Annotated in this window: 18 protein-coding genes; 10 read left to right on the plus strand and 8 right to left on the minus strand. The window is 69.5% G+C overall.

Annotated elements, in window-relative coordinates; genetic code table 11:
- Nucleotides 1–14 precede the first annotated feature (14 nt).
- From HNR02_RS16150 to HNR02_RS16165, 4 genes are read left to right on the plus strand one after another with little or no spacing between them, the layout of a single operon-like run.
- On the plus strand, nt 15–1,697 hold the full coding sequence (locus tag HNR02_RS16150; protein ID WP_179773980.1) for a class I adenylate-forming enzyme family protein: 1,683 nt from the start codon (nt 15–17) through the stop codon (nt 1,695–1,697).
- On the plus strand, nt 1,694–2,581 hold the full coding sequence (locus HNR02_RS16155; RefSeq protein ID WP_179773981.1) for an amidohydrolase family protein: 888 nt from the start codon (nt 1,694–1,696) through the stop codon (nt 2,579–2,581). Before HNR02_RS16150 ends, HNR02_RS16155 begins: the two co-directional genes overlap by 4 nt.
- Entirely contained in the window at nt 2,581–3,381 is an 801-nt protein-coding gene (locus HNR02_RS16160; RefSeq protein ID WP_179773982.1) for an SDR family oxidoreductase, read from the plus strand. Before HNR02_RS16155 ends, HNR02_RS16160 begins: the two co-directional genes overlap by 1 nt.
- A 16-nt stretch (nt 3,382–3,397) precedes the next feature.
- The gene (locus HNR02_RS16165; protein WP_179773983.1) at nt 3,398–4,990 is read left to right on the plus strand and encodes an AMP-binding protein; all 1,593 of its coding nucleotides are present in this window, start codon (nt 3,398–3,400) and stop codon (nt 4,988–4,990) included.
- Nucleotides 4,991–5,086: 96 nt separating this feature from the next.
- Here the strand turns inward: HNR02_RS16165 and HNR02_RS16170 are convergent, their stop codons facing one another.
- Nucleotides 5,087–6,013 (minus strand): NADP-dependent oxidoreductase, encoded by a 927-nt coding sequence (locus tag HNR02_RS16170; RefSeq protein ID WP_179773984.1) that lies wholly within the window; start codon nt 6,011–6,013, stop codon nt 5,087–5,089.
- Nucleotides 6,014–6,087: 74 nt separating this feature from the next.
- Between HNR02_RS16170 and HNR02_RS16175 the strand changes: the two genes are divergently transcribed.
- Nucleotides 6,088–6,468 (plus strand): winged helix-turn-helix transcriptional regulator, encoded by a 381-nt coding sequence (locus tag HNR02_RS16175; RefSeq protein ID WP_179773985.1) that lies wholly within the window; start codon nt 6,088–6,090, stop codon nt 6,466–6,468.
- 815 nt (nt 6,469–7,283) lie between these two features.
- Here HNR02_RS16175 and HNR02_RS16180 read toward each other — a convergent pair.
- From HNR02_RS16180 to HNR02_RS16190, 3 genes are all read right to left on the minus strand, one after another.
- On the minus strand, nt 7,284–8,597 hold the full coding sequence (locus HNR02_RS16180) for an MFS transporter (protein WP_179773986.1): 1,314 nt from the start codon (nt 8,595–8,597) through the stop codon (nt 7,284–7,286).
- Nucleotides 8,598–8,712: 115 nt separating this feature from the next.
- Nucleotides 8,713–9,933, minus strand: coding sequence for a PucR family transcriptional regulator (locus HNR02_RS16185; protein ID WP_179773987.1), 1,221 nt, complete (start codon nt 9,931–9,933; stop codon nt 8,713–8,715).
- A 45-nt stretch (nt 9,934–9,978) separates the two neighbouring features.
- Nucleotides 9,979–11,286 (minus strand): NAD(P)/FAD-dependent oxidoreductase, encoded by a 1,308-nt coding sequence (locus tag HNR02_RS16190; RefSeq protein ID WP_179773988.1) that lies wholly within the window; start codon nt 11,284–11,286, stop codon nt 9,979–9,981.
- A 190-nt stretch (nt 11,287–11,476) separates the two neighbouring features.
- Here HNR02_RS16190 and HNR02_RS16195 point away from each other — a divergent pair, with 190 nt between their 5' ends.
- Nucleotides 11,477–13,132: a gamma-glutamyltransferase gene (locus HNR02_RS16195; RefSeq protein ID WP_218902904.1), complete on the plus strand. Its 1,656-nt coding sequence runs from the start codon at nt 11,477–11,479 to the stop codon at nt 13,130–13,132.
- A gap of 116 nt (nt 13,133–13,248) precedes the next feature.
- Here HNR02_RS16195 and HNR02_RS16200 read toward each other — a convergent pair whose 3' ends face one another.
- Together HNR02_RS16200 and HNR02_RS16205 are read right to left on the minus strand one after the other, a co-directional pair.
- Nucleotides 13,249–14,451 (minus strand): alpha-hydroxy acid oxidase, encoded by a 1,203-nt coding sequence (locus HNR02_RS16200; protein WP_218902906.1) that lies wholly within the window; start codon nt 14,449–14,451, stop codon nt 13,249–13,251.
- A gap of 128 nt (nt 14,452–14,579) precedes the next feature.
- Nucleotides 14,580–15,275 carry a GntR family transcriptional regulator gene (locus HNR02_RS16205; protein ID WP_179773990.1) on the minus strand — a complete coding sequence of 232 codons (696 nt, stop codon included), beginning with the start codon at nt 15,273–15,275 and terminating at the stop codon, nt 14,580–14,582.
- Nucleotides 15,276–15,514: 239 nt separating this feature from the next.
- Between HNR02_RS16205 and HNR02_RS36790 the strand changes: the two genes are divergently transcribed.
- A complete protein-coding gene (locus HNR02_RS36790) occupies nt 15,515–16,075 on the plus strand; it encodes an erythromycin esterase family protein (protein ID WP_376772929.1) in 561 nt (186 codons plus the stop codon).
- Nucleotides 15,978–17,210: a metal-dependent hydrolase family protein gene (locus tag HNR02_RS16215; RefSeq protein WP_179773992.1), complete on the plus strand. Its 1,233-nt coding sequence runs from the start codon at nt 15,978–15,980 to the stop codon at nt 17,208–17,210. The genes HNR02_RS36790 and HNR02_RS16215 overlap by 98 nt, the downstream gene beginning before the upstream one ends.
- 30 nt (nt 17,211–17,240) lie before the next feature.
- Here the strand turns inward: HNR02_RS16215 and pdxR are convergent, their stop codons facing one another.
- Nucleotides 17,241–18,602, minus strand: a complete 1,362-nt coding sequence (gene pdxR / locus HNR02_RS16220) for a MocR-like pyridoxine biosynthesis transcription factor PdxR (protein WP_179773993.1) — start codon at nt 18,600–18,602, stop codon at nt 17,241–17,243.
- A gap of 46 nt (nt 18,603–18,648) precedes the next feature.
- On the opposite strand from pdxR, the gene HNR02_RS16225 reads away from it, so the two are divergent.
- Both HNR02_RS16225 and HNR02_RS16230 read left to right on the plus strand, forming a co-directional pair.
- Nucleotides 18,649–19,113: a carboxymuconolactone decarboxylase family protein gene (locus tag HNR02_RS16225; RefSeq protein ID WP_179773994.1), complete on the plus strand. Its 465-nt coding sequence runs from the start codon at nt 18,649–18,651 to the stop codon at nt 19,111–19,113.
- On the plus strand, nt 19,110–19,823 hold the full coding sequence (locus HNR02_RS16230; RefSeq protein WP_179773995.1) for an isocitrate lyase/PEP mutase family protein: 714 nt from the start codon (nt 19,110–19,112) through the stop codon (nt 19,821–19,823). The genes HNR02_RS16225 and HNR02_RS16230 overlap by 4 nt, the downstream gene beginning before the upstream one ends.
- 47 nt (nt 19,824–19,870) lie before the next feature.
- On the opposite strand, the gene HNR02_RS16235 is transcribed toward HNR02_RS16230, so the two are convergent.
- Nucleotides 19,871–20,854 (minus strand): ABC transporter substrate-binding protein, encoded by a 984-nt coding sequence (locus HNR02_RS16235; protein ID WP_179773996.1) that lies wholly within the window; start codon nt 20,852–20,854, stop codon nt 19,871–19,873.
- Between the last annotated feature and the right edge of the window lie 18 nt (nt 20,855–20,872).

Below are 20,872 nucleotides of genomic sequence, written 5' to 3' on the forward strand. Positions count from 1 at the left end.
CCGAAGGGACCCTCATGGCCATCACCCGAGCGGACACGCTCCTCACACCAGAGTTGATCGAGAAATACACCGCCGCCGGCTACTGGACGGACACCACCCTCGCCGACATGTTCCGGCGCAACGCCCGCGAGCTCCCGGACAAGATCGCGTATGTCGATGACCGGTCGGAGATCACGTGGGGCGCGCTGTGGCGCATCAGCGGCGAAGTCGCCTCCGGCCTGGCCCACCGGGGTGTCCGGCGCGGAGATGTCGTCGCGGTCCAGCTCCCGAACCGGCTCGAGTTCGTGTACGTGCTCGCCGCCGTGGTCCGCCTGGGCGCGGTGTTCTGCCAGTTCCCGCCGGACTATCGCGCCCGCGAGCTCGAGTTCATCCTCCGGTTCTCCGAAGCGCACACCTTGGTGGTGCCGGATCGGTTCCGCGCCTTCGACCACGTCGAAATGATCGACGGGATCCGGTCCCGCCTCCCCGAACTGGTCAACACAGTCGTCGTGCCCACCGGTGAATCCCAGGCCGCTTTCGACAAGAGCACGTGGGCCACGCTCGACCAGATCCGCGAGGATCCAGATCCCGCCGACCGCGCACCCGACCGGCCCAGCGGCGCGAACGACGTCATGCGCATCGCCTTCACCTCGGGAACCACCGGAGAACCCAAGGCGGTGATGCACACCGCGAACACCACCCTGTTCACCATTCAGCGCGAGATCGACGAGCGGGGTGTCGACGGCGACTCCACCATTCTCGTGCTTCTGCCTGTCGGATTGAACGCCGGTTTCTTCGCGATCGTCGAGACCGCGATCGCGGGGGCCCGCGCCGTCCTCATGGAGAAGTTTCACCCGACTGCCACACTGGACCTCGTGGAACGGTACGCGGTGACGACGTTCCTCGCCGCACCTACCGCCCTCATCGCGATCCTGGCCGAGGAAAGCCTCGGTGACCGGGATCTGTCGTCCTTGACCGTCGTGCAGACCGGCGGATCCTCGACACCCGGGAAAGTGCTCCAGGAGGCCAACGAACGGCTGGGCTGCCCGGTGGTCGACCTGTACGGCATGCTCGAATCCGGACTCACCTCGTGCACCTCGCAGGAAGAGTCCTATGAGGAATGGGTGGGCACGGTCGGACGACCCTATCCGTGGCAGCACGTGCGCGTCCTCGACGCGGACGATGCGGATGTACCCACCGGGACCGAGGGCGAGATCGTGAAGACCGGCCCGACGATCATGGTTGGGTACTACCGCAACCCGGAGAAGAACGCCGAGAGCTGGACCGCGGACGGGTGGTTCCGGTCCGGGGATCGAGGTTACCTCGATGCCGCGGGCAGGCTCACGATCTCGGGCCGGTCCAAGGACATGATCATCCACGGCGGCGCCAACATCTGGCCCCGAGAGATCGAGGAAGTGCTGGCCAAACACCCGGACGTCGCCGAGGTCGCGATGGTCGGCGTTCCCGACGACTACTTCGGCGAGAACGTGTGCGCCTGCGTCATACCCCGGCCCGGTACCGGCCTCACGCTGGAGGACGTCATCGCCTTCATGAAGAACGACGTGGCCAAGTACAAGTTGCCCCAGCATCTCGAACTGTTCGAAGCCTTTCCCCTGGGACCGACGGGGAAGGTCCTCAAACGGGAACTCACCGAACAGGTCAAGACCCGCCGCACGGCGTCGGCCTCGGCAACCCATCAAGAAAGGTCTCCGCGTTGAGCGCAACCACGCCCCGGCTGATCGACTTCCACTCCCATTGGGGCACCGAGCGAGGCTGGAAAGGCAGTCCCTTCGAGAACGCCCAGAATCGGAAGGCGTTGCAGGGCTACTTCAAGTGGGAAATGAGCTTCGTCAGCGAGGAGGAGCAGGCCGCCCAGTTTCGTCAGGCCGGCGCCCGGGTGATGCTCGACCTCGCGTACACGTACAAGATGGATGTCGGCGCGGTGCGGGATCAGCACGACTACGCGTTCGACTTCGCACGCACGCATCCCGACGTTGTTCTCGGCAACTGGATCGGCATTGATCCGTCGCGGCCGGAACACGTCAAGGAGTTCGAGCGCTGCCTGAGTGACGGGCCGGGGCTGGTCGGGCTGTCGGTCCACCCGTTCGCCCCGGCCGCCGGCCTACCGGACGGGCCGGCGTGGGAGGCCTGCCTGAATCTGTGCGTCGAGGCCCGTCGTCCGGTGTTGATGCTCGTGGGTACGACGGGACTGGGCGCCGGGACTCGTGGGGGCATGGGCATCACGCTCGAGGACTGCCATCCCCGCTACGTCGACCGCATCGCGGCCCGCTATCCCGAGCTGAACGTGATCGCGGGCCGGGTGGCGTGGCCGTGGCAGTCGGAGATGATCGCCATCGCGCTGCACAAGGCGAATGTCTGGATGGAGCTACACGGGTGGTCTCCCCGCTACTTCTCCGACGAGCTCAAACGTGAGATCGGGAAGCGGCTGCGCAAGCGGGTGTTCTTCGGGGCCGACTACCCGATGCTCAGCCACGAACGACTCGCGGACGAATGGCGTGAGCAGGGCTTCGCCCCGGACGTTCTCGACGACGTCTTCCACGGCAACGCGCAATCGTTCCTGGCCTCGATCGGAGTGGACTGATGGACCTGGGACTGACCGACAAGGTCGCCATTGTCGGCGGCGGCAGCGACGGCTTGGGATTCGCGATCGCAGATCGTCTCCTAAGCGAAGGTGCCCTCGTCACGATCTTCGCGAGACGCGCGGAGAAGATCTCGGACGCCGCGGGACGCCTTGCCGGTAAGTACGGCGAGGAACGGGTCCTGGGACTGGCCGCCGACTGTTCGGACGCCGCCGACCTCGACCGGGTCACGGCCTCGACGGTCGCCCGGTTCGGCCCAGCCGTGCACGTTCTGGTCACCAATGATGGCGGTCCGCCGATCGGCCGCATCGCAGAACTCACCGACGACACCTGGATGCGAGCGTTGGCACGCCACTTCTTCTACGTGGTGCGATCCGTGCGAACGACACTGCCGCACATGACGGCCGAAGGCGGCAGCATCCTGAACGTGGTCTCCGGCATCGTCGAGCGCCCGGCCATCGGCATGGCAGCGTCCGTGGCGGTGTGGTCCGCGGTCATCGGTTACGCCAAGACCCTTGCCCTGGAGGTCGGGACGCACGACATCACCGTCAACACCCTGTTGTCCGGGTTCTTCGATACCCCCCTGTTGAGCAAGACGCTGGACAGACAGCCGGAGCTTTCGAAGGCTGGTCTCGGGATCGGGCTACCGATGGGACGGGTCGGCGAGCCTCGCGAATTCGCCGACCTGGCCGCGACGCTCGTGTCGCCGCACCTGAAGTTCGTCACCGGAGCCGTGGTCCCGATCGACGGCGGGGCCGGCATCGGGACGAGCGGGAGCTTGAACACCCCGTCCAGGTCCTGACCGCAGGAGGCTTCGAGTGGATTTGACTGAGGTTTCGGTTCTCGACGCGCTCGACCATTGGGCTTCGGAAACCCCCGAAAACGCCTTCATCCAGTGGCGGGACGAGGCGCCCCAGACGTATGTGGAATTCCACGAACGAACGCGGCGTCTTGCCGGCGGATTGCGGGAACTGGGAGTTGCTGAGGGCGATACCGTTCTGGTGATGCTTCCCAACGGGCTCGAAATCGTCTATTCCTGGCTTGCCTGCAACGCGCTGGGTGCCATCGAGGTTCCCGTCAACACATTCCTTCGCGGCGCCTTCCTGCAGCACATCCTCGAGGATTCACAGGCAGCTGTGATGATCGTTGACGCCGCGTCCCTGCCGCACCTGGCGTCATTGGACCTGCCGGAGCGACTGCGCACCCTCGTGGTGGCCGGTGACGACGCCCCCGTCGCGGTCGGTCGAGTTCCGGCCGTCGCCTACGAGACCGTGCTCGCATCCGCACCGATAGCGGGTTTGCGCAAAGCCGAGTTCAGCGACCTGAGCGCGATCTTCTACACGTCCGGAACCACCGGTCCCGCCAAAGGAATCATGTTCACCTACGGCCAGGGATGCGTGTCGGCACGCAACTACCTGCGTGCCGCCGGCGCCGGTCACGATGACGTGTTTTTCTGTTGCATGCCGCTGTTCCACAGCAATGCCCAGATCTTGCAGATTGCCGCACCGTTGATGGCCGGCGCGCGGATCTCGATCTGGCCCGAGTTCAGTGCCTCACGGTGGCTGAATGAGGTGCGATCGGTCGGCGCGACGGTGTCGAACATGCTCGGAGTCATGACCGAGTTCGTGTACCGTCAACCCGCTCGCGACGACGACGCTGACAATCCGCTGCGAATCCTGCAAACCGTTCCCGCTCCAGCGGCGATCGTCGGCGACTTCGAACGACGGTTCGGGGTCACGTGCATCGACGGATACGGGCTGACAGATGCGGGCATGGTCGCCTTTCGCCGCCACGACGAGCCGCTCGTTCCGGGAAGTAGCGGCCGCCCGGTCGACGACTTCGAGGTCGTCATCGGTGACCCCGTCACAGACGTCCAGCTCCCGGTCGGCACGGTAGGGGAGATCCTGATACGCCCTCGGGTGCCGTTCGGGTTCATGCGCGGGTACTGGCGTCGTCCCGACGTGACGGTCGAAGCATGGCGGAACCTCTGGTTCCACACCGGCGACGCGGGCATGATCGACGAGGATGGAAATCTCCATTTCCGGGACCGGATGGGCGATTCGATCCGCGTCCGCGGCGAGAACATTTCGTCGAGCGAAATCGAGGCGGTGCTCAACGCGCACCCGAGTGTGCGCCAGTGCGCCGCCGTGGCGGTGACGGCTGAAATCGGCGACTACGACATCCTCGTCGCAGTAGTTCCGGCGCCGGGCGCATCGATTGATCCGGGCGCGCTTCTTCGTTACTGCGAAGGGCGAATGCCTTACTACGCCGTCCCGCGTTATGTCGACATCTTGTCAAGCCTTCCCATGACGGCTACTCAGAAGGTTCGGAAGGTCGAGTTGCGGCAGCGAGGCGTGGGCCCCTCGACCTGGGATCGGATGAACGAGGGTTACTCGGTTCCCCGGGCCTGACGGGATCACGCTTGAAGGGCTGTCCGCCGCCCGGTGTCCCGCTTTCGGGGCGGTTTCGTCGTGGGGCCTCGCGCACGCGAGGCCCCACGACGAGGATCAGATGGTGAGGACGAGCTTGCCCTGGAGGTGGCCGGCATCGAGCAGCCGGTGCGCGTCGGCGACGCGCTCGAACGGAAACGTCTGCTGCACGTGGACTCGGAGCTTGCCCTGTTCCACGAGGTCGACGAGACCGCGCAGGGCGACCGGATCGGGATCGACCGCGATGCCGCTGAAGCGCATGCCGGCCGCCTCGAATTTGGCGGCGAGCTCCGAATCCTCTTCGGCGACCGCGGTCACCAGGTGCCCTCCTGGACGGAGCACTGCGAGGGACCGCTCGACGGTGTCGCCACCGATCGTGTCGAGAACGACATCGACGTCACGGACCGTCTCGGCGAAGTCGACCCTGGTGTAGTCGACCACCTCGTCAGCGCCGAAGCTCTCGACGAATTCCCGCTTGCTGCCGCTGGCGGTCGTGATCACGTGCGCGCCGAGTGCTTTCGCGATCTGCACCGCGACGTGGCCGATTCCGCCCCCTCCGCCGTGGACCAGGACGCGGTCACCCTCGGTCACGCCGCCGAGGTCGACGAGGCCCTGCCACGCCGTCAGCCCGACGACCGGCAATGCCGAGGCCTCGACGTGCGGGAGCGACGCGGGTTTGCGCGCCAGGTGCAGTGCCGGCGCCGACACGAACTCGGCGTAGGCGCTGGCCGGCCGCGGGAACAGCGGCATCCCGAACACCTCGTCACCGGGCCGCCACCGGTACGTCTGTGCCGCTTCGACCACCCCACTGATGTCCCATCCGAGCACGAACGGGAGCTGGCCGGGCAGCGGGAACTCACCGGAGCGAAGCATCGCCTCCAGCGGGTTCAGCCCGATCGCTTTGACGCGGACGAGGACCTCGGTCGGCAGTGGCTTGGGCGCGGGCGCGTCCACAATGGTGAGCATTTCAGGACCGCCGAGCTTGGGCAGGGTGATGACTCGCATGACTCTCCTGGTTTCGAAGGGAACAGGATCCAGGCTATGTTTCCGATAGGAACGAGCAGGTACCCTTTGGCGTCATGAGTGGTTTCGGCCCCGGTGATGCCTTTCTTGCCGACTGCCCGGGGAGGCTGGCGGTCGAGTTGATCGCCGACAAGTGGACGGTGGTCGTACTCGCCGGCCTCAGCAAGGGCCCGGTGCGACACGGCGATCTGATCAAGCTGATAGGCGGCATCTCCCGCAAGATGCTCACCCAGACGCTTCGACGGCTCGAAGCGCACGGACTCGTCCGCCGCCGCGCGCATGCCGAGGCGCCGCCCCGCGTCGAGTACGAGCTCACCCCGCTCGGAGCGACACTGATCGATCCGATCCACGCACTGACCGAGTGGGCCAGAGCAAACGGCGACGCGGTCCTCGACGCGCTCGACGCCGGTCTCGAACAGACCGCGGGTAACCACTGAGGACCCGATTGGCGGGCCCCTGGATCAACTTCTCGAACCCGATGTCAGCAGCCCAGGTTCAGGTTCGGAAGATCAAGCGCAGCCGGTGTTGAAGCCGCAGTTTCCGCACGAGTAGCAGCTGCCGGCGCACCAGCGCTCCATCCTGGCTCCGCATAGGTCCAGAGCGCGCATGACGATGCCCACCCTCCCCCCTACACGCCACGTGGTCAGCCGGGCTTAGCGCCGACGTTCACCACGTGCGGACACGCAACTGTCGCGGAAGCCCGCTGCTACTTGCCAGTCTCGAAGCGACAGAGGCATCGCGTCGATCTCGGCGTTTAACCGGGCAATCCTGTGCTGCGGCGTTCCTGATCAGGCACCGATCGAACTGGTTTGGTCAACGACATCGGCTCAATTTACAGCCGCATTGTCCAAAATACGTCGGTGGAGCTAAGGGGACTCGAACCCTGACCCCCACACTGCCAGTGTGGTGCCCTAGCCCACTTGACCTGCAACTTTGGAGAATCCGCTGGTCGACTGGGGCAGTTCGGGGCAGCCCAGTGCCGTTCGATGCCGTTGACCGTCGTTGCGACCGCCCCGTGCCCCAGTTTCGCCCCAGGGGCAACAGGGTAAGGCGGGCGACCGTCCGGAATGACGTCGGTCCCGCTTGGACCGCGTCACCCCGGCCATTCCCGCTCGCGCGGGAAAGACACGCCCGACGACGTGCCGACCCTGGTCCGTGAGGGACCATCGCCGCCCGCACGGGGGAGACGCCTACCGCGGCGTCGACGGCCGCGCGCCGGGCCATGTTGGGTGACCGCGTTCGGCGGCATTGTTCAACTGCCGCGCAAGTCGGTGCCCTTCGTCTCCGGGATGCCTTTCAGCAGGACCGGGAGCGCGATCAGGGCGACGACGCTCGCGTAGATCGCCGGCGCCAGCAAGCTTCCTGTGCCGCCCACCAGCAACTCACTGACCAACGGTGCGGTCCCGCCGAAAACCGCGTACGCCGCGTTGTACGGCAACGCCATCCCGCTGAAACGGACGCCAGTCGGGTAGAGCTCCAGCACCGACAACGCGCCCATCTGCAGCAGGGAGACGGCGAACACGAACACGAGCAGCGCCGCGACCACGGCGAGCACGCTCCCGGTACCGATCAGCAGATACGCGGGCACGACCAGGACGACCGCGGCGACCGCGCCGAGGCGGATCTGGACCCGGCGGCCGTGGCGGTCGGCCAGGACGCACAACCACAAGGCGACCGGGATCGACACCACGTTCGCCGCGGTGGTCAACGCCAGCACCGTCGTCGCGCGCATCCCGATCGCTTCGTTCAGGTACGTGGGCAGGTAACCGAGGAACATGTGCGTCAGCAGCCCCAGCACCCCGAAGTAGGCGAACAGCACCAGCAGCGTCTTCCAGTGGCTCCGCACCAGATCGCGGAACGGCCGCGCCGGGGCCGGTGCCCGCTGATCACGCATCGCCTCGAAGACCGGGCTTTCGTCGACCCGCAAACGCAGCACCAGGCCGACGACGGCGACCACCCCGGCGAGGATGAACATCCACCGCCAGCCCTCGGTCGCGAACCGGTCGCCGAACGCCGACCGGAAAACCAGGGCGACGGCCGTCGCCCCGACGGCACCGAGCATCGTCGACGATCCGACCAGACCCATGTACCACGCCCGGCGGTGGTCCGGGGCGTGCTCGACGGTGAAGGTGAGCGCCCCCGTGTACTCACCGCCCGCGGAAAATCCTTGCACCAGACGGCAGACGAGCAGCAGCACCGGGGCGAGCACGCCCACGGACGACCACCCCGGCAACAGGCCCATCAGCGCGGTCGCCGCGCCCATGATCAGAATCGACGCCCCGAGCGCGGTCCGCCTGCCGCGCCGGTCCCCGATCCGCCCGAACACGACCGCCCCCAGCGGCCGCGCGACGAACGCCACGCCGTAGACGGCGAACGCACCGAGCAGCGCCGCGGCCCGGTTCCCCGGCGGAAAGAACGTCAAGGCGATCACGCTGGCGGCGTAGCCGTACAACGTGAAGTCGAACCACTCGACGAAGTTGCCGACCGACGACGCGAAGAGGACCCGGCGCCGCATCTTCACGCTGCGCACCCCGTCGGACGACATCACCCTGGCTGGCTGGCTCATCAGGCCTCCATTGGTGGCGCTCGCTCAAGTCGTTCGAGTGTGCGGCGGCGGCACCGGCCCGGACCAGCGGCGGATGTCGCGTCCGGACCGCCGCGCGGGCGACGTTCGTCGATACTCAGGCGCCCAGGTGGTCGCGATAGGCCGCGGCGATGATCCGCAGCTTGAGCCCGAGGTGCAGCATGAGCCGGTCGTCCCCGGAGTCCAGGCTGCACCCGGTGATCTGCTCGATCCGTTTGAGCCGCTGGTACAACGTGGCGCGGTGGACGCGCAGCGAGTCGGCGGTGCGCTGGATGTTGCCGCCGTGGTCGAAGAACCCGGTCAGCGTGGGGATCAGGACGTCATGGGTGTCCTCCCGCTCCACCGCCGCGAGCGCCGGCACCTGCGCGGCGTTGCGGAGGTCTTCGGGCGGCAGCTTCAGCAGCAGTTCGTAGGGACCCAGTTCGCCCCAGCGGGCGAGCGCCCCGAAACCGGGCAGCAGCAGGGCCGCGCGGGCGGCCAGCAATGCCTGCCGGTAGGACGTGACGACGTCGCCGAGTGCCGTCACGGTGCCCCCGAGCCCGAACACCGGTTGGGCGCGCTCGTCACCGAGCCGCCGGAACCGGGCCGTGGTCCGCTCGGCGATCGCGTCGACCAGTACCCGGGACGGCGGCACCCGCTGCACGAGCAGGATCCACGCGCGCGACCGGTTCGCCGCCATCAGCACGACGTCGTCGGCAGCGGCTCGGGCGCCGTCCTCGACCGCCGCCTCGAAGGCGACCTCCTGCGGCGCCGTCGCGGTCTTCGACACCGGGCACTGCACGGCGAGCACGGTGAAATGGGCGCTCTCGTCGCCGAAGAGCTGTTCGGCACGCAGGTCTTCGATCGCCTGCGCCCGCACCGCGGGGTCACCGGAGACGAGCTCGCGCAGGATGCCTTCCTGACGCGCCTTCGACCGCTCGTGCAGCAGCAGACGACGCAGGAGCATCGCCCCGGCGGTGGCGGCCACCTCGCCCGCGGCGGCCACCTCGTCTTCAGTGAACGTGCCGTTCCTGTCGATCAGCCACAGATAGCCGAGCAGCATGCCGTTGCAGCGCACCGGCGCACACAGCCGCGGCAGCGCACCCTCGACGTCGACGACGCCGGGCGCGACCCAGCGGCTGATGCCCTGCGCGAGGATGTGGTCGACGATCCGCGGTTCCACCGCCCGGTTCATGACCGAGCTGACGCGCAAGGGGTCCTCGTCACCGAAGTGGCGGCTGGCGGCGAGCAGGCGGATCGCCGGATCGTCGATCGCCACCGACCGCCGCAGGCGCTCGGCGAGTTCGTCCACGATGGACTGCAGATCGCGGTCGGACACGGCGCCCCTTCCACTCGGCGGCTGCCGTCCACGGTAGCCCGATGCTCAGCCCATCACCGTGCCGGAACTGCCGGTGTTGCGTTCGCGTTTGCGGGAGAACGCGCCGAGATCGATCTCCAGACCGGTGTGGGCGCCCTGGTAGCGAACGGGATCGGTGTCGTGGTCGGCCCCGGACTCCACCCGGTCGATCAGCGTCGTCATCAGCCTGCCGACGACGGGGGCGTTCTTGAACTGGTTGCCGCTGGTGCCCATCGCGACGTAGTACCCGGGGAGTTCGGTGCGGTCATAGATCGGCGTCCAGTCGTCGGCGGCGTCGTACACGCCGACGACCCCGCGGGCCCGGTTCGGCACCCGCAGCCCGGGCAGCCGGCGCGCCGCCCGCGTCACCTGGGCTTCGAACACCGCCATGGTGGGGTGCAGCCCGGCGTCGTCGGGGTCGTCGAGCCAGTGCAGCGGATCGCACGCCGGCTCGGTACCGCCGACGAGCAGGCCACCGCCGACCTCACCGCGGAAGTAGGTGCCCAGGTCCATGTCGGCCATGGCCGGGCCGACGCCGCCGGGCGGGTGGTAGCCCTCGGGCGCGAGCACGTGGGCGACCTCCTGGCGCAGGGGCCGCACGCCGATCGTGAAGTCCGATCCGACCCCGGCCAGCCTGTTGAGCTTGCCCGACCAGGGACCGGCGGCGTTGACCACGACCGGCGCGGAGATCACCGTGCCGTCGGCGAGCACCACGGCACTCACTCGCCCGTGGCGGGATTCCACTCCGGCCACCGTGGCGCGGAACAGGAACCGCGCGCCGTCCCGCGCGGCAGCGTCCGCCAGGTTCCGCGCGGCCAGCTGGGGGTCGGTGACGTACCCGGCATCGGGGGTGTAGACCCCGCCGAGCGCGCCCGTGGCATCGGCCCAGAAGGAGTCGTCGTCGATGCGCTTGGGCGGCCAGAACCGGCCCGCGTCGATCCCGGGAACGCGTTCGCGCAGGGTCGCGGCGTCCCATTCCTGGTAGGGCACCCCGACCGCGTCGAACAGCGGCAGCCAGCCCGCCCGTGGAGCGGCTTCGACGTCGAGCATCACCAAGCCGCTGCGTTCGAAACGGGCCAGGTCGCCGACGTCGTGGTCGAGGTGTTCGGCCCACGCCGACCAGCAGAAATGTGACTCCCAGGCGGTCGCCACGCCCGCGAGCGTGGAGAAGTTGTACCGCACCACGGCACTCGACGCGCTCGTCGAGCCCTGCCCGGCGCCCCCGGCGCGATCCACCACGACCACCCGGCGCCGCGTCCTGGCCAGCTCGAGCGCGATCGCCGATCCGATCACGCCCGCGCCGACCACCACGACGTCCGCGACTTCCGAGCTCATCGTCTTCGTCCTCCCTGTGTTCCCGGCTTTCCAGTGTGCGGAGCCCGGCTCCCGCCGTCGCCCGACACCTGTCGCGATCCGGACTCGGCGCGCCCGACGGATGTCCATTGACGCCGCGACTGGTCACGGCGGAAAGTGACGAGGGGAGAACAGCGCGAACGCCCCGTTGATCCGCCACCCGAGGAGGACCATGACCACCGTCGCCGCCGAACCGGGCCGGGTCGGTCCGAAGGAGCCCGTGACCGGACGGCGCGCCGTCGCGTCGAGCCAGCACCGGATCGTCACGGACACGATGCTCGACACGCTGCGCGCGGGCGGCAACGCCGTCGACGCCGCGATCGCGGGCAGCCTGGTCCAGGCCGTCGTTCAGCAGGACATGACCAACCACACCGGAACCGTCACCGCGCTCGTCCACGACGCGAAGACCGGCGAGGTCGCCGAGCTGAACAGCATGGGCACCATCGTGCCCGGCCTCGCGCCGTTCGCCCCGATCCCGGCGGGCAAGGGGTTCTACGCGGTGGTGCCCGGCACGCCACGCGCCGTGACGCCGGGCTTCATGCCGGGGATGAAAGCGCTCTACGAGAGGTTCGCGACCCTGCCCTGGGCGCGGTTGTGCGAGTCCGCCGTCCACTGGGCCGAAGAAGGTCACGTCGTGACGTCGTTCGAGCACCTGGTGATGGCGCAGACCGTCGACTTCTTCCTCTACACCGAATCCGGTCGCAGGCACTTCACCCCCGACGGGCACCTGCCGCAGGTCGGCGACCGCTGGGCGTCGCCGGAACTGGCGGAGACCATGCGCGCACTCGCGGCCGAGGGCCCGGACCACTTCCTCACCGGGAAATGGGCGCAGGACTTCGTGGCGCGCGGCAACGCACTGGGCTGGGACGTGAAACTGGAGCATCTGACGGCGATCCCGCCGCGGTGGTCGTCAGGGCACCGGTGGGAGCACAAGGGGTCCACGGTCGTGCAGCAGTCGGCGCCCGAACGCCAGGGCATCTTCTGCCAGATCGTGCTCGGCATCCTCGACGAACTGGACATCACCTCCGTCGGGCACTGGTCGGAGAACGCCGAGGCGCTGTACTACCTCGCCCACGCGCTGCGCCGCGCGACGCTGGAGACGGGGATCCTCAACGACCCGGCGGTTTTCGGTGACACCACCGGCCCGCTCACCTCGCCCGCGCTGATCAGGGGTTTCGCCGACATCCTGCGCAACGCCAGGGCCCGCGTCGACCTCACCGAGCACGTCACGCTGACTCGCGGGATGCCCGCCATGGCGGCGTCGGGGGCGTCCAAGCAACCGGCGGGCAGCTGCGAGCTGACGGTCGTGGACGAGCAGGGCAACTGGGTGCAGCTGATGAACACCCTGCAGAGCGGCGGCATCCCCGGCGAGGTCGTCGGCGGCGTCCCGATGGTCGGCAGCCACGCGATGAACAGCCTGACCTCGCCCATCGAGGGCTGGGTGACGGGTGGCGGCCGGATGCGCTCGATCCTGTCCAACACGATGGTCCTGCGCGACGGGAAACCATGGCTGTCGCTGGGTTCGCCGGGCAACGTGCACTGCACGGTGCCGCAGGTCCTGTCGAACATCCTCGACTTCGGCATGGACCCGTACGCGGCCGACGACGCCCCGCGCTGCCTCCCGTACGAAGACGACCACACGATCTCGGTCGAGTCCCGCGTCGCCCCGGACGTTCCGGCGGGGCTGGCGAAGCTGGGCGTGCTGACCAATCCGCTGCCCGAGTACGACTACCACATGGGCACCTACCAGATGGCCTGGCGCGACGAGGACGGCAGCCTGGGCGCCTGCACCGGACCACGGCGTGAGGGCGTCGCCGACGGATTCTGACGACGCGGGGGACACCGGCCCTCGCCGCGCCTCGGCATCAGGATGACCACCTTCGAGCAGTGGGCTCGTAAGCGCGCACGGAGTCACCCTGGCCGCCGGATGTCCCGCGGGACGGGCTACCGGTGCCGGAGCCGGACGTGCTCGGGGCCCAGCTCGCCGATGCGCCCGACGCCCAGCAGTTGCAGGGTTCGCGCCGTCTCGTCGCGCAGGATCCGCAGCGCGCGGTCGACTCCACGTTCACCGCCCGCCATCAGCCCGTAGAGGTACGCCCGGCCCACCATGACACCGGTGGCGCCGAGCGCGACCGCCGCCACGATGTCGCCGCCCGTGGTGATGCCGGTGTCGACCAGGACGTCCGCGCGGTCGCCGACCGCCGCGACCACCTCCGGGAGCAGCTCGATCGGCGTTCGCGCCCGGTCGAGCTGGCGGCCGCCGTGGTTGGACACGACGACCGCGTCGGCGCCGGCGTCGACGACCATTTTCGCGTCCTCGACGTCCTGGATGCCCTTCACCACCAGTGTGCGGGGCCAGGTCTGCCGAAGCCATTCGAGGTCGGTGACGGTCGCGCTCGGGTCGAACATGTGGTTCACCAGCTCGCCGACGGTGCCGTTCCACGTCCGCAGTGACGCGAACTCGAGGGGATCGGTGGTGAGCAGGTTGAACCACCAGGCGGGGTGCAGTGCCATGTTCGCGAACGTCCGGGGGTGCAGCGACGGGGGGATCGTCATCCCGTTGCGGACGTCCCGGAGGCGGGCACCGGCCACCGGTGTGTCCACGGTGAGCACGAGGGTGTCGTAGCCCGCCCGCAGCGCCCGCTCGACGAGGTCCTTGCCCGCGGCGCGATCACGCCACAGGTACAGCTGGAACCACCGCCTGCCCTCCGCCGAGGCCGCCGCGACGTCCTCGATCGATCTGGTGCCCATTGTGGACAGTGTGTACGGGACGCCCGCCCGTGCGGCGGCCGCGGCGACGGCGATCTCGCCCTCGTGGTGCATCATGCGCGTGAAGCCGGTGGGAGCGAGCACCAGCGGCAGTGCGGCGGGCCCGCCGAGAACGCTCGTGCCGGTGTCCACCTCGGCGACGTCGCGCAGGACGCGCGGCCGGAACTCGATCGCCCGGTAGGCCGTCCTGGCGCGCCGCAGGCTGACCTCCGCTTCCGCGGCGCCGTCGACGTAGTCGAAGACCGAGCGCGGGACACGCCGACGGGCGATCGCTCGGAGGTCGTCGATCGTCGTGGCGCGGCTGAGGCGGCGCTCGGTCGCGTCGAACACGACCTCGCGGGGCGTCACGAGGGGTCGCAGTTCCGACCACCGTGGCATGCGGCGCGGGATGGCCCTTCGCCGTCGAACGTTCATCGCGCTGTTCTCCCATCACCATTGCAGGAGCGACCTACGGGAGAGATTGTGACACAATTTACGTGGCGAGTGTGTCTCGAACCGGCAGCTTGTCACCGGCCGATCAGGCGCGCGCTCTCCTCGGCGCGCCGCAAGGCGGTCAGCAACGCCGCCCGGCCCGCGCCGTCGATGTCGGCGATGAGCGCCTCCGTCGCGACCTGCCCGCCCAGCGCGAGCTTGTCGATCAGTTCACGGTGGACCACGGCGAGGCGGGCGGCGTCGAAGTCGGGCCGGATGAACGTGAGCAGCAGCCGCACTTCGTCCTCGCAGCGCTGATAGCTGTCCAGCAGGTGCTGGTTGCCCGCCGCGGCGACGATCGCCCGGTGGATGGCGCTGTGCACGCCCGTCAGTTCCCGCCAGGACGGACCGTGCGTGCGCCGGGCCAGCGCTTCGAGCCGCCGCACCTCACGCAGCGCCTGGCCGAAATCGGCGTTCCTGGCCAGCGCCATGTCCAGTGCGCCGAGTTCCAGCACCTTGCGGTAGTCGAACACCTCGTCGATGCGCCGCCTGCTCAAGGGTGCGACGACCGCGCCCCGGTTCCGTTCGTGCACCACCAGCCCGCGTTCGACGAGCAGCCGCAGCGCTGAGCGGACCGTGTGCCTGCCGACGTCGAACCGCTTGGCCAGGTCCTCCTCGCGGAAGCGGCTGCCGACGGGATGGGCGCCGTCCAGCAACTCGTCGCGCAGCACGCCGGCGACACGCTCGGGCGCGGACTGGGTGGCGATCCGCTCCGCCGATGACGCGGCCATGAGCAGCTACGATACACGGCTAAATTGTGTTACAATTACTTCCTTTCGTTGTTGCTCAACCTCGCGGGTTCCCGACTTCGACGAAGGAGTACCAATGACGGTACTGAGCGAGACCGCCGTACACCCTTTCCCACGGCATCGGCGAGTCGTACCTGTTGCGGCACCGGCTGTTCCGCTACCTGGTGGAGCGACACGGGTTCACGGCCTTCGTCATGGAGTCCGGCTTCGTCGAGGGTGCGATGGTCGATGGCTGGGTCAAGGGCGACGACACCCATCCGGTCGCAACGGTGCTGGCGGACACCGTGCGGTTCCTGGCGGAGCGGGAGAAGCGGATCGTGGTGGCCGCGCACAACGGCCACGTCCAGCGGTGGCCGCTCAGCCTCACCGACCCGCCCGCGACAACGCTGGGGGTGTTCCTCGCCGCCACCCGGGGTGCGGACTACCGGGTCATCGGCACCACGAGCGGGCGCGGCCGGACGTTGAGCATGGCCTTCCACGCGGGCCCGATGTCCACCGACCTGGATCCCGCACCGGACGCACGATCGACGGCTCCAGACACCGGGAACCCCGGACCCGGACGCGATGTCGGTGGCGCCGGAAGAAGTGCGGGCCAAGCTGCGGGACGTCGTTCCCGCCGGCTGAGTGTGGCACTGTCTGATCAACACGGGGGCACACGCACACCGACTCGCCGGGAGGTCACCCTTGAGCACGACGTTGTTCCGGGACGCGAACATCTTCGACGGCACCAGCCCCGGTCTGCGTCCCGGGCACGTCCTCGTCGAGGACGGCGTGATCCGTGAAATCTCCGATCGCCCGTTCAGCGGAGCCGACGTGACCGTGCCGGTGGCCGGGCGCACGCTGATGCCCGGCCTGATCGACCTGCACGTGCACATCTGGGCCGCGGACCTGGACGTCACCGCGCTGGCCCAGCAGCCGACCGAGTACTACTCGCTGTTCGCCGCCCGGTTCCTGCAGACCAGCCTCGACCACGGTTTCACCACGCTCCGCGACGCGGGCGGCACCGACGCCGGCTACGCCCGCGCCCTCGAACGCGGCTGGCTCGCGGCACCCCGGTTCTTCCACTCCGGCCGGTACATCTCGCAGACCGGCGGGCACGGGGACTTCCGCGCCGGTTCGCAGCAGGACCTCACCGGCTGCGAGTGCTGCCCGCCGCGGCACGAACGCTTCACCGCGATCGCCGACGGCGCCGACGCGGTGCGCCGCGCCGTCCGGGAAGAGTTCCGCCGCGGCGCCCGCGCCATCAAGATCATGGCGTCCGGCGGCGTGGCCTCGCCCAGCGATCCGATCGACGCGCTGCAGTTCACCGACGACGAGATCCGCGCCGCCGTCGACGAAGCGAACGCCAGGGGCAGCTACGTCTTCGCGCACTGCCATCCGGACGCGGCCATCCGCCGTGCTTCCGAACTCGGGGTGCGCTGCATCGAACACGCGACCTTCCTGACCCGGGAAACGGCGGAGTTGCTCGCCCGCAACGGCACCTTCGCCGTGCCGACCCTGGCGGTGGTCAAGGCGCTGGAGGACGACGGGGCCGCGCTCGGGCTGCCCGAGGTCAGCGTGCGCAAGCTCGCCGGCACCTACGACGCGATGCTGCACGCGCTGACGCTGCTCAAAGCCGCGGGCGTCCGGACCGGGTTCGGCACCGACCTGCTGGGCGCGCACCACGAGCGCCAGGGCAGCGAGTTCGAGCTCCGCGCCGAAGTGCTCGACCCGTACGACATCCTCGTCTCCGCGACGAGCGTCGCCGCCGAAATCCTGCAGGAGGAAGGCAGGCTGGGCGTCATCGCCCCCGGCGCGCACGCGGACCTGCTCGTCGTCGACGGCGACCCGTTGGGCGACATCGGCATCCTGGGCCGCCGGGGCGCCACCATGCCGGTGATCATGAAGGCGGGGGAGTTCCACAAGAACGAACTGTGAGCGCGACACCCGCCCGGCGGGTGAATCCGCTCAGGGCGTGACCGACCGCAACCCGGCCACCAGCGCCTCCACCGCCGGGCCGAACGCGTGCTCGGCCGGAGTCGCGTACCCGACGACGATCCCGCCGGGGCCGGGCCTCATCCGGTAACGGCTCAGCCGGTCGACAGCCACCGAGCGTTTCCGCAGCGCGCGCAGGACCACCTCCTCCTCGCCGTGCGGACGCAGGACCAGGTGCAGTCCCGCGGAGACGCCGTCCGGTTCGAACGACGGCGGCAGCGCGGCGAGCAATCGGTCACGGCGACGGCGGTACGCGGTGCGGCGCTGCCGGACGTGCCGGTCGTAGGCGCCGGAGGTGAGCAGGTCGGCGAGGATCAGGTGATCCAGCACCGGCGTGCGCCAGCCGAGCGCCGCCATGGTTTCGCGGACCGGACCGACCAGGTGCCGGGGCAGGACCAGCCATCCGATCCGCAACGCGGGCGAGAGCGTCTTGCTGACCGTGCCGGCGTAGATGACCCGTTCCGGCGCCAGGGACTGCACCGCGCCGACCGGTTGCCGGTCGAACCGGAACTCGCCGTCGTAGTCGTCCTCGACCACCAGACCGCCGCCCGCGGCCCAGCCCGCCAACGCGGCGCGGCGCTCCGGTGCGAGCGTCACACCCAGCGGGTACTGGTGCGCGGGCGTCACGACGGCGACCGGACTGTTCAGCTCGGACACCCGGATCCCGCGGTCGTCCACCGGCGCCGGTACGACCTTCGCGCCGCCCCGCGCCGCAGCGTCACGGAACTCCGGCAGCGACGGGTCCTCGAAGGCGAACTCGCCGAACAGGTGCCCGAGCACGGTGATCGCGTGCAGGTACCCGCCGCACACCACGATGCGGTCCGGATCGGCGAGGACACCGCGGCTGCGCGCGAGGTACCGGGCCAGCGCGCCACGGAGGACGGCTGCCCCGGCGGGGTCGCCGTAGTCGAACGAGCCGGCGGGGATCCGCTGCAGCACCCGCCGCGCCGCGGACGCCCACATCGTGCGCGGGAACGAGGACAGGTCGGGGCGGCCGGGGAACAGGTCCCAGCGGGCGTCGCGGAGCCGCGCCGGCGTGTCCGGGCCGGTCTGCTCGCGGGGTTCGGCCGTGGTGCGCGTGCCGGCGGCGACGCGGGTCGCCGCACCCTGGCTGGTGCTGAGGTAGCCCTCGATGGCCAGGTCGCCGTACACGCGGGTCACCGTGCCGCGGGCGATGCCGAGATCGGTGGCGAGCGCGCGGGTGGACGGCAGGGGCGTGCCGGGCGACAGACGTCCCTCGCGGATGGCGCGCCGGAGCGCGTCGGCCAGGCCGCGCCTGCCGGTCGACGGGATCCAGTCGAGGTGGAGGTCGGAACTGGACCACGAACTTGTCATGTCACTGGACCATACCTGTGGGCCAGCGCGGGCTAGCGTGATCGCCATGACGAAGCGAATCCAGTTGTCCTCCGCGCTGCCCGAGGCGTACAAGTCGATCGTGGGCCTGCACACGGTCGTCGAGAAGGCGGCCGTGGACGCGGGACTGGACCAGCGCCTGATCGAGCTGGTCAAGATCCGCGCGTCGATGCTCAACGGCTGCGCGTTCTGCCTCGACATGCACTCCAGGGACGCCCGCGAACTGGGCGAGAGCGAGCGGCGGATCGTCATGCTCGGCGCGTGGTGGGAGACCGACCTCTACACCGAGCAGGAGCGCGCCGCCCTCGCGCTGACGGAATCGATGACGCGGCTGTCGCAGCACCAGGACGTGCCCGACGACGTGTACGAGCGGGCGACGACCGTCTTCACCGAAGCGCAGTACGTCGCGGTGGCCTGGGCCGCGACCGTGATCAACGCGCTGAACCGGCTCGGCGTCACCAGTCACAAGCCGCTGCCCGCGGACCCGAGGTGACCGCCGAGACGCTGCGGGCGTTGCACGTCCCCGGCCGGCCGCTGGTCCTGCCCAACGCCTGGGACGCCGACACGGCGCGCCTGGTCGAAGAGGCCGGTTTTCCGGTGGTGGCGACGTCCTCGGTCGCCGTCGCCGCGGCGCTGGGGTACCCGGACGGGGAGAAGGCGCCGGTCGAGGAGATGTTCGCGGCGGCCGCGCGGATCGCGCGGGCCGTGTCGGTGCCGGTGACGGTCGACGCGGAGGGCGGCTACCGACTGACCGGCGCCGAGTTCACGCAGCGGCTGCTCGCGACCGGCGCGGTCGGGTGCAACTACGAGGACACCGACCACACCGCGGGCGGACTGCGCCCGGTCGACGAACAGGCGGCGCGGCTGGCGGTGGTGCGTGCGGCCGCGGGACCGGACCTGGTGATCAACGCGCGCATCGACGTCTTCTTGGGAGCGCCGGACGAGCGTGCGGCACTGCCCGAAGCGATCGCGCGGGCGCGGGCCTACCTGGCGGCCGGGGCGGACTGCGTGTACCCGATCCTGTTGCGGGACACCGAGGTGCTCGCCGAGTTCGTGGCGGCGGTGAGCCCGGCCGCGGTCAACGCGAACGGTGCGGACTTTGCGGCACTGGCCGGACTGGGCGTCGCCCGGATCTCCCTGGGCGCCGGCCTGTGGCGCGCCACGCGCGCCTGGATGGCAGGGCACCTCAAGACGCTGCGCTGAACGCCGGGAAGGTGCGTACCCCCAGGGGCGCACCTTCCCGGCTCCCCTCAGCAGGACTGCTTGTAGAAGTACTGCTGGTTCGCGTCCATGTTGTCCTTCGTGATGGAGTGCAGCGGCGCGGTCAGGTTGCGCGTCACCGGCTTGCCCTCCAGCGCCGCCACCGCCTGCTGCACGCCCTGCTGCCCGATCGTCGCCGGGTCCTGGGCGATCAGCGCCTGGTACTCGCCGTTGCGCAGACCCTCCACTTCGGACGGGCTGGCGTCGAAGCCGATGAGGTTGACCTGGCCCACCTTGCCCGCGTTGCGCAGGCCGGTCGCGGCGCCCTCACCGGTGTTCAGGTTCGTCGCGAAGATCCCCACCAGGTCCGGTGTGGACGCCAGCGCCGCGGTCACCTTCGACGCGGCCTGCTCCGGCTCGTTCTGCGTGAACTGGATGCCGGCCGACTTCAGGTTCGGGTACTTCTTGAGCTGGTCCTCGAACCCGGCCGCGCGCGCGTTCGTCGTCGAGGTGCCCGCGATCGTGTCCAGCACCAGCACCGAACCGGACTTGCCCGCGGCCAGCTGCGCCAGCGTGTCCGCCGCCATCTGCCCGCCCTGCGTGCTGTCCGACGAGATCGACGACTGGGCCACGCTCGTGTCCTGCAACGCCGTGTCGACCTCGATGATCTTCACGCCGCGCGAGGCGACCTGCTGGATCGGTGCGAGCATCGCGGTGTCGTCGGTCGGGGCGATGAGCAGCGCGGCGGGCGGGTTCGAACCGAGCGCGTTGACCTTCTCGGTCTGCATCGCGGCGTCGAACTTCTGCGGTGCCGAAGTGTCCAGCGTGTACCCGAGCTTCTGCGCCTCGGCCTGCGCGCCGCACTGCATCGAGATGTAGAACGGCTCGGCCTGCACGCCGGGGATCAGCGTGATCCGCTTGTTGTTCTCCGCCGAGGTGCCGCCGGAATCGCCGACCTGCCCCGACCCGCACGCGGCGAGCAACACCGCGGTCGCCGCCAGCGCACCGGCGGCGGCGAACCTCGTGAACTTCATCGATCCCTCTCCCTACTT

The sequence above is a fragment of the Amycolatopsis endophytica genome (assembly GCF_013410405.1).
Classification (GTDB): Bacteria; Actinomycetota; Actinomycetes; order Mycobacteriales; family Pseudonocardiaceae; genus Amycolatopsis_E; species Amycolatopsis_E endophytica.